The following is a 7,384-nucleotide window of genomic DNA, read 5'->3' as shown; positions in this document are numbered from 1 at the left end:
GTGGAAGACCCTGTCAGGTTCCCGGCAGGGGGCCAGAGGAGGGCGCGTTTCCTTCACTCGAAACATCGGGTTTCGGGTGTGCTTTGTTTGAAAGGGAATGCGATGAGCAAGCGCGAATCGTCCAAGTATAAAATTGACCGCCGTCTTGGCGAAAACATCTGGGGCCGTCCGAAGTCCCCGGTAAATCGCCGCGAGTACGGCCCCGGCCAGCACGGCCAGCGCCGCAAGAGCAAGCTCTCCGACTTCGGCGTGCAGCTCCGCGCCAAGCAGAAGCTCAAGGGTTTCTACGGCGACATTTCGGAAAAGCAGTTCCGCAAGACCTATGAGGAAGCAGCACGCCGCAAGGGTGACACCGGCGAACAGCTGATCGGTCTGCTCGAGTCGCGTCTCGATGCGATTGTTTACCGCGCCAAGTTCGTTCCGACGATCTTTGCTGCCCGCCAGTTCGTCAACCACGGCCATGTAAACGTTAACGGCCGTCGCACGAACATCCAGTCCTACATCTGCAAGGCTGGCGACGTGATCGAAGTGCGCGAAAAGTCGAAGCAGCTCGTGATCGTTCTGGAATCGGTTCAGTTGGCTGAGCGCGATGTTCCTGAGTACCTCGAAGTCGATCACAACAAGATGGTTGCCAAGTACAGCCGCGTTCCGGCTTTCTCGGACGTGCCATACGCTGTACAGATGGAACCTAACCTGGTCGTCGAATTCTATTCGCGTTAATTAGTTCTGAATTTTAGAAAAAGCCGCCCGGAGCAATCTTGGCGGCTTTTTTTTCAACCGGAGTCCGGCCATGACCGATCTTCAGGATATCGTCTACAGCGTCTACAGCGACCTTTCCGGTCGGATAGGCGAGGGCAAGCTTGCGGATTACATACCGGAACTTGCGACGGTAGACCCGAAGCAGTTCGGCATTGCGCTGGTGACGGTCGACGGCAAGGTTCATACCGCCGGCGACGCCGAAACCAACTTCTCCATCCAGAGCATTTCCAAGGTCTTCACGCTGACCCTGGCGCTCGGCAAGATCGGCGATGGCCTGTGGAAGAGGGTTGGGCGCGAACCGTCGGGCAATGCTTTCAATTCCATCGTCCAGCTCGAGCAGGAGAAGGGCAAGCCGCGCAATCCCTTCATCAATGCGGGTGCCATCGCCGTTGCGGACGTCGTTCTGGCCGGGCACCAGCCCAAGGAGGCGATCGGCGAAATCGTGCAGTTCATTCGCCATATCGCTGACGATGAAGCTATTGCCATCGACCAAAATGTCGCGCGTTCCGAAACGCAGACCGGCTACCGCAACGTAGCTCTCGCCAACTTCATGCGCGCCTTCGGCAATCTGCATCATCCCGTCGAGCATGTGCTGGGCGTCTATTTCCACCATTGCGCCGTCGCGATGTCGTGCCGCCAGCTTGCGCATGCCGGGCTTTACCTCGCCTCGGCCGGCCGCAATCCGCTCAATGGCGGCAGCGTGGTGTCGCCAGGCAGGGCCCGGCGTATCAATGCCCTCATGCTGATGTGCGGGCATTACGATGGTTCCGGCGATTTTGCCTACCGGGTCGGCTTGCCTGGCAAGAGCGGCGTTGGCGGCGGAATACTTGCCATTGCACCCGGCAAAGCGTCCATCGCCGTATGGTCGCCGGGCCTGAACGAGGTCGGTAATTCACAGCTTGGCTCGGCAGCGCTGGAGTTGTTGGCGCAGCGCACCGGCTGGTCGGTGTTCGGGCAATGAGGGCTCTTGCCTTCGCCACCGATGCGATGCAATGAAGGCCACGACACTGGATCGGAACGAGGTGTTTCCATGACCATCCATGAGCTTGACCTCAGCGACGCAAGCGGTTGCCATCCGATGTTCCTCGGCGTGCCGTCCAGCGTGGAGTTCAACAAGCTGCGCAAACGGCTCTTGCGCAATACGCGGCAGGCGCTCGAAGACTTCACCATGGTTAAGCCCGGGGAGCGCTGGCTGGTCGGCCTTTCCGGTGGCAAGGATTCCTACGGGCTGCTGGCGCTGTTGCTCGATCTGAAGTGGCGTGGCTTGCTGCCTGTCGAATTGCTCGCCTGCAATCTCGACCAGGGACAGCCCAATTTCCCGAAACATATCCTGCCGGATTTCCTCAAGCAGAACGGCATCGAGCACCGCATCGAGTATCAGGACACCTATTCAGTGGTGACCGACAAGATTGCCGAAAGCCAGACCTATTGTTCCTTGTGCTCGCGATTGCGCCGCGGCCACCTTTACCGGGTAGCTCGTGAAGAGGGCTGTTCGGCGCTGGTGCTCGGACATCACCGCGAAGATATTCTGGAAACCTTCTTCATGAACCTCTTTCACGGCGGACGGCTCGCTGCGATGCCGCCGAAGCTGCTCAATGATGAGGGCGATATCATGGTGCTGCGTCCGCTGAGTTACTCGGCAGAGGAGGACCTCGAAAAGTTCGCGGCCGCCATGCAATTCCCGATTATTCCCTGCGATCTCTGCGGTAGCCAGGAAGGTCTGCAACGCAATGCCATGAAGGCAATGCTCGCCGATATCGAAAAACGCATGCCAGGTCGCAAGGAAACGATGATCCGTGCGCTTGCCAATACAAGACCCAGCCATTTGCTCGACCGAAAGATTTTTGATTTCGCCGGGCTTATGGCTGGCTAAGTCGCACGAAACGTTGCGTAACCGGCCCTCTCACGAATAGCTGTCGTAACTGGCATTGTCTGTTTCCATGAGACGGCGAAGCACGGAGAGACCCTGGCTCAGTTCTTCGCGCGTCGTCGGCACCGTCAGCCCGACACGTATGCGGTGAAACGCCTTCTCGCTACGTCCCGGCTTGAACTCGTCCTCGTCGTCGATCAGCACACCTTCGTTAAGCGCAGCATTCTTGAACGTACCGGAAAGCCAGGGATCAGGCAGTTTCATCCAGAGGAACGGTGAGAATGCCTGGGAGGCAAAGTCCATGCCGGCAAAGATCGAGCGCGCGACAGCCTCGCGCGCCATCACCTCGGAGCAAACCTCGTTGCGGATCGCGTCGGCTTCGCCGGTATTGACCAATTGCGCGCCAAGCTCGGTCATTATGAAGGGCACGCCGCCGCTGACCATTTTGTGGGCGGTAAGAACGCGGGCCGAAAGATGGGGCGGGCAGGCCACCCAGCCGCCGCGCACGCCTGCGGCCACGGATTTCGACAGGCCCCCGATATGGAATGTCCGCTCCGGTGCGAGTTCGGCAATCTTGACGTGATCATGCCGCGTTAATGAACCGTAGATTTCGTCCTCGATGATCCAGACATTATACCGCCGTGCGATATCGACAATTGCCCGCCGGTCATCCTCCGGCATGGTCACCGCTGTCGGATTGTGCAGCGATGGCATGAGAAAGACGAGCTTCGGGTGCTGCTGGGCGCAGTGCCGTTCGAAATCGCCTGGAGTAAGATAGCCGTCTTCGGTCTGCATGATGATGCTGCGCCGCCCCATGAGATTGACGCTGCGCGCAGCCGAGCAATAGGTGAGGTCTTCGAAGGCGATGCGATCGCCAGGCACCGTCACCGCGGCAATGACCGCAAGGATCGCGGAGTGTGCGCCGAGGGTCGGCACAATGGACGAAGGTTCCGGCGCCCAACCCGCCGCAGAAAGCCAGCGGCGGCCGGCGGCCTGCCATGAGACCGGGAGCGTGCGGGAATAACTGGCGATCTCAGCCGGATATTGTCTGGTGATGCCGGCGAGCAACCTCGCCATTGCGTCCGATTGGCCGACCTCTATGGCTGCCGTGCTGTCGAGGCGAATTTTGCCGGGTTCGACCGTCGCACTGCGCGTACCACCGAAAGCTTCGGTGCGTGGAACCGACTGATCGAGGACTGGCTCCTTGCGTTCGGTGACATAGGTGCCCCGGCCGACTTCGCCGCTGACCAGTCCGCGTTCGCGAATGAGATTGTAGGCGCGCCCCACGGTGCCGATCGTAACGCCAATATCGAATGCCAGGTTGCGTTGCGGGGGAAGTTTGGTCCCGGGGGCGAGTACGCCCTCGGCAATGTCGGATTCAATGCGCTCGGCCAACTGCAAATAGAGCGGGCCTTTGCCAGGTTCGAGATTTGGAAGCCAATTTGTCATGGTAACAATTATAATATTGCGATTCCAATTGAGTCAATACATAGAGACAATCATGCACAATTCGAGTCAATGACGGCTTGGAAGGAACACATGATGAGTACAATGGAGACAATAAGCGCAGATTGCGCCCGCGACGGTGAGATGCACCGGTTGCCGGTACGAGCCAGGACCGTAACAATTGCTGCGCTTCTTGGTTGGTTCGGCCATGCAATGCTGAAGCGGCGCACGCGGATTCATCTCAGCGAACTCAGCAATGACCTCCTTAATGATATCGGCATCGCTCCTGCAGAGGCGCGACGTGAGGTCAAGCGCTTCTTCTGGGACTGAATCTTTAGCGCGCGTTCGAGCGGGTACGCTCTTGTGCAGCGCAGTACGGCGAACCACATAAGACGCAACTGATGACATATGGAGGCAGTAATGGGTACGACATACATCGATCCCGACAGGCCTGGTCATCTAGGCCTGGCAGTATTTAAGCATAGCAATCGTTTCGGCCGTCTATTCAACTGGGTCGGCCATGCGATAGACAAGCGCCGCACGCGGCTCGAACTCGGTTCGCTCGGCGAAGACGGGCTTAAGGATCTCGGCCTTACGCGCGATCACGTCGAAGCCGATCTCGGCAATTACTTCTCGAACTGAACAGCCCTACTTTCAGACTAGCCGCTGGCCGTGCAGGACGACTGTCCGCCGGCCCAGCGGCGAACGTCTGCTGCGATGCGATTGCCTGAGGAATGCATCATCAACGGGCCGAAAGCCTCAACCTTCGCGGGGTTGCCCTCTGCATGAACGACGAGCAGTGGGCGTCCGCCGGGGTTGCTTGCCGGTACGACAAGAATGCGCGGCCTTCCCGAATAGGAGTCGAGTTCAGGGGCGAGGCGATAGGGCTTGAAAGTCGCATCGCCGGACTTGAACCAACACGTATTGGCAGCGAGCGCAACGCGTTCCATCGTCGGCAGCGCTGCCTTTTTAGAGCTGAAGGCAAGGCTGCCGGGCCCCGGCTTGCTCTTGGATTGGCATCCGGCAAGCGCAGTGAGCGAAATCATCAAGGCAATACCGATCGTCGGCGTCTTCATGCGGTTTCTCCACGACTGCGCCGCTTAGGCGCAGAGGACAATTGTGCATAAGCTGATCGGAACCACGCGTCGGCACCGGGGTTATGCGGGGAAGGGATCAGGCAGTTTCAAGCTCCCCGAGGAATACTTCGAGGCCGTCCGCCATCTCATACCAGACCAGCGATAACACCGGATCCTGAACAATCCGTTGCTCCAGCGCGTCGAACTTCGGGTATGGGTCGAGCAAGTCAGGCCGGTCGGCCAGCTGGCGGAAGCTGTTGAAGACGAATCGCGTCGGCGTCAACCACGCATCGGCAAGCGTCATGTCGTCGCCCAGAGCATAAGGTCCTTGGCCGAGCCGCTTTTCGACTTCCGCGAGGCCGATCTCCATCTGCCTGAACAGTTTGCTGACGCGCGGTTCATCCTTCGATTTCAGGTAAAGCAGTTCGAACAATTCCATGACAGGTGCGAGGACTTCAAGTTCGGTCGCACGCGTCGCCATCCGGACGATGGCACGGTCTCTCGAGTCGGCGGGCAAGAGTGGCGGTTCCGGAAAATGCTCTTCGAGGTATTCGGCTATGACACTGGCCTCGATCACCGTCAGGCCCGAACCGGTAATCAATACGGGAATGCGATTGAACGGTGAGATGGCGCGAAATTCTTCGGGTATCGGTGAACCTGGGGGTGGTGAAACCACTTTGATCGGAGCCTGCTTGTAGTAGGCGATGCAACGGATGATGGAGGAATAGGGGGAGAGCGGCCGCGAATAAAGTTTCATAAAAAGTTCCTCCAATTGAGCTGCGGCTTATTGTGTGATTTGCCGAACGCCTTGAAGGAGCCTAACGAAATAGCGGGCGATATCAAGGAAGACGAAACGGATTGCTGATTGCAAGAGCCTATGGCGGGTTGCGTACGGAAAGGAATGCTTCCTCGAGCTTGACCCGAGGATCCCCAAGCCCGTGAACAATTGCTCAGGCGGCGACGCCTAGAATGCCGGCGAAGAGGGCCCGGCCGTCGGTGCCGCCGTGGGCCACTTCGATCAGGTTTTCAGGATGCGGCATGAGGCCGAGCACATTCCCTGCCTCGTTGACGATCCCCGCGATATCGTTGATCGAGCCATTCGGATTGGTACCCTCTGCATAGCGGAAGACAACTTGGCCATTGCCTTCAAGGCGGGCAAGGGTGTTGGCATCGGCAAAGTAGTTGCCATCGTGGTGGGCTACGGGTGTGCGGATGATCTGGCCATGCGAATAGCCACGCGTGAATGCCGTGTTGGCATTCGTCACTTCAAGCTTTACCTCGCGGCACACGAACTTCAGGGATGCATTGCGCATCAATGCTCCGGGCAGGAGACCGGCTTCGACGAGGATCTGGAAGCCATTGCACACGCCCATCACCATGACGCCCTTGTTCGCCTTCTCGCGGATCGCCTGCATGACCGGCATTCGCGCCGCAATCGCGCCGCAACGCAGGTAGTCGCCATAGGAAAAGCCGCCGGGGATGACGATGAGGTCGACATCGGGGATCTCGGTGTCCGTCTGCCAGACGGTCTGGGGGGCGACGCCTGAGACATCGGTCAACGCCGCGATCATGTCACGGTCGCGATTGAGGCCGGGGAGAAGAACGACTGCTGATTTCATGGGTGCGGTTCAAACCTTGCTTGTGCTTCTGTGAGTTCCCGAAGTTCGAGACGATTTTCAATACGATCGAGACGGTCATGGATCGACGACACCGAGGCGCGAAGATTGTTCATTTCGCCCTCTAGCAGCTGGAGGTGACCACGGATGCTGACACTATCCTGCCTTTGCTCTCGCCCATTTCCCTTTAGAGACGCAACGTCGCCCTGTATTTCTCTAAGTATTTCGCAAATCAGATCGGGCGATATACCGTCCATGGCGAAACCTCAAAAAGTGATCAATCAATCGCCACACTATAATCTTCGATCACCGTATTGGCGAGGAGCTTCTCGCACATCGCCTTGAGGTTGGCTTCGGCCGCGGCGCGGTCTGTCGTGTTCAGTTCGACATCGAACACCTTGCCCTGGCGCACGGAACCCACGCCATCGAAACCAAGACTGCCCAGCGCGCCGACAATTGCCTTGCCCTGCGGATCGAGAACGCCATTCTTCAAGGTTACAGTGACACGTGCCTTCATCGACTTGTCTTCTCCGAGCTGATTCGACTGCAATTCATTTGACCAGAACCGGCCCGGCCGGGCGGGTCGGTTCGTTTTCATTCATGATGCCGAGGCGGCG

General features: G+C 58.4%; 10 protein-coding genes. 5 read left to right on the top strand and 5 right to left on the bottom strand.

Translation table 11 applies throughout. The features are described from left to right. Positions 1-102 precede the first annotated feature (102 nt). The 3 genes from rpsD (at position 103) to ttcA (ending at position 2,632) form a co-directional block, all read left to right on the top strand. Complete coding sequence (gene rpsD / locus AAAB35_RS28310) at positions 103-720, top strand: 30S ribosomal protein S4 (protein ID WP_027231636.1); 618 nt, start codon at positions 103-105, stop codon at positions 718-720. 70 nt (positions 721-790) lie between these two features. Continuing rightward, the gene (locus tag AAAB35_RS28305) at positions 791-1,720 is read left to right on the top strand and encodes a glutaminase (protein ID WP_340671662.1); all 930 of its coding nucleotides are present in this window, start codon (positions 791-793) and stop codon (positions 1,718-1,720) included. Between the two features lie 69 nt (positions 1,721-1,789). After that, positions 1,790-2,632 carry a tRNA 2-thiocytidine(32) synthetase TtcA gene (ttcA, locus tag AAAB35_RS28300; RefSeq protein ID WP_340671661.1) on the top strand — a complete coding sequence of 281 codons (843 nt, stop codon included), beginning with the start codon at positions 1,790-1,792 and terminating at the stop codon, positions 2,630-2,632. A gap of 30 nt (positions 2,633-2,662) precedes the next feature. Here ttcA and AAAB35_RS28295 read toward each other — a convergent pair whose 3' ends face one another. Further along, positions 2,663-4,078 (bottom strand): PLP-dependent aminotransferase family protein, encoded by a 1,416-nt coding sequence (locus tag AAAB35_RS28295; RefSeq protein ID WP_340671660.1) that lies wholly within the window; start codon positions 4,076-4,078, stop codon positions 2,663-2,665. 90 nt (positions 4,079-4,168) lie between these two features. Between AAAB35_RS28295 and AAAB35_RS28290 the strand changes: the two genes are divergently transcribed. Next, positions 4,169-4,405, top strand: a complete 237-nt coding sequence (locus AAAB35_RS28290; RefSeq protein WP_340671659.1) for a DUF1127 domain-containing protein — start codon at positions 4,169-4,171, stop codon at positions 4,403-4,405. A gap of 90 nt (positions 4,406-4,495) precedes the next feature. Beyond that, a complete protein-coding gene (locus AAAB35_RS28285; protein WP_340671658.1) occupies positions 4,496-4,717 on the top strand; it encodes a DUF1127 domain-containing protein in 222 nt (73 codons plus the stop codon). 17 nt (positions 4,718-4,734) lie between these two features. Here the strand turns inward: AAAB35_RS28285 and AAAB35_RS28280 are convergent, their stop codons facing one another. The 4 genes from AAAB35_RS28280 to purS form a co-directional block, all read right to left on the bottom strand. Continuing rightward, the gene (locus AAAB35_RS28280; protein WP_340671657.1) at positions 4,735-5,151 is read right to left on the bottom strand and encodes a hypothetical protein; all 417 of its coding nucleotides are present in this window, start codon (positions 5,149-5,151) and stop codon (positions 4,735-4,737) included. Positions 5,152-5,248: 97 nt separating this feature from the next. Further along, on the bottom strand, positions 5,249-5,908 hold the full coding sequence (locus AAAB35_RS28275) for a glutathione S-transferase family protein (RefSeq protein WP_340671656.1): 660 nt from the start codon (positions 5,906-5,908) through the stop codon (positions 5,249-5,251). A gap of 193 nt (positions 5,909-6,101) precedes the next feature. Further along, a complete protein-coding gene (gene purQ / locus AAAB35_RS28270) occupies positions 6,102-6,770 on the bottom strand; it encodes a phosphoribosylformylglycinamidine synthase subunit PurQ (RefSeq protein WP_340671655.1) in 669 nt (222 codons plus the stop codon). A gap of 274 nt (positions 6,771-7,044) precedes the next feature. Then, positions 7,045-7,284, bottom strand: a complete 240-nt coding sequence (gene purS, locus AAAB35_RS28265; RefSeq protein ID WP_340671654.1) for a phosphoribosylformylglycinamidine synthase subunit PurS — start codon at positions 7,282-7,284, stop codon at positions 7,045-7,047. Positions 7,285-7,384: the final 100 nt, after the last annotated feature.

This window comes from Phyllobacterium sp. (assembly GCF_037994425.1).
Lineage (GTDB): Bacteria > Pseudomonadota > Alphaproteobacteria > Rhizobiales > Rhizobiaceae > Phyllobacterium.
The sequence above is the reverse complement of the archived record's forward strand: the minus strand, read 5'-3'. Positions and strand labels throughout refer to the sequence as shown.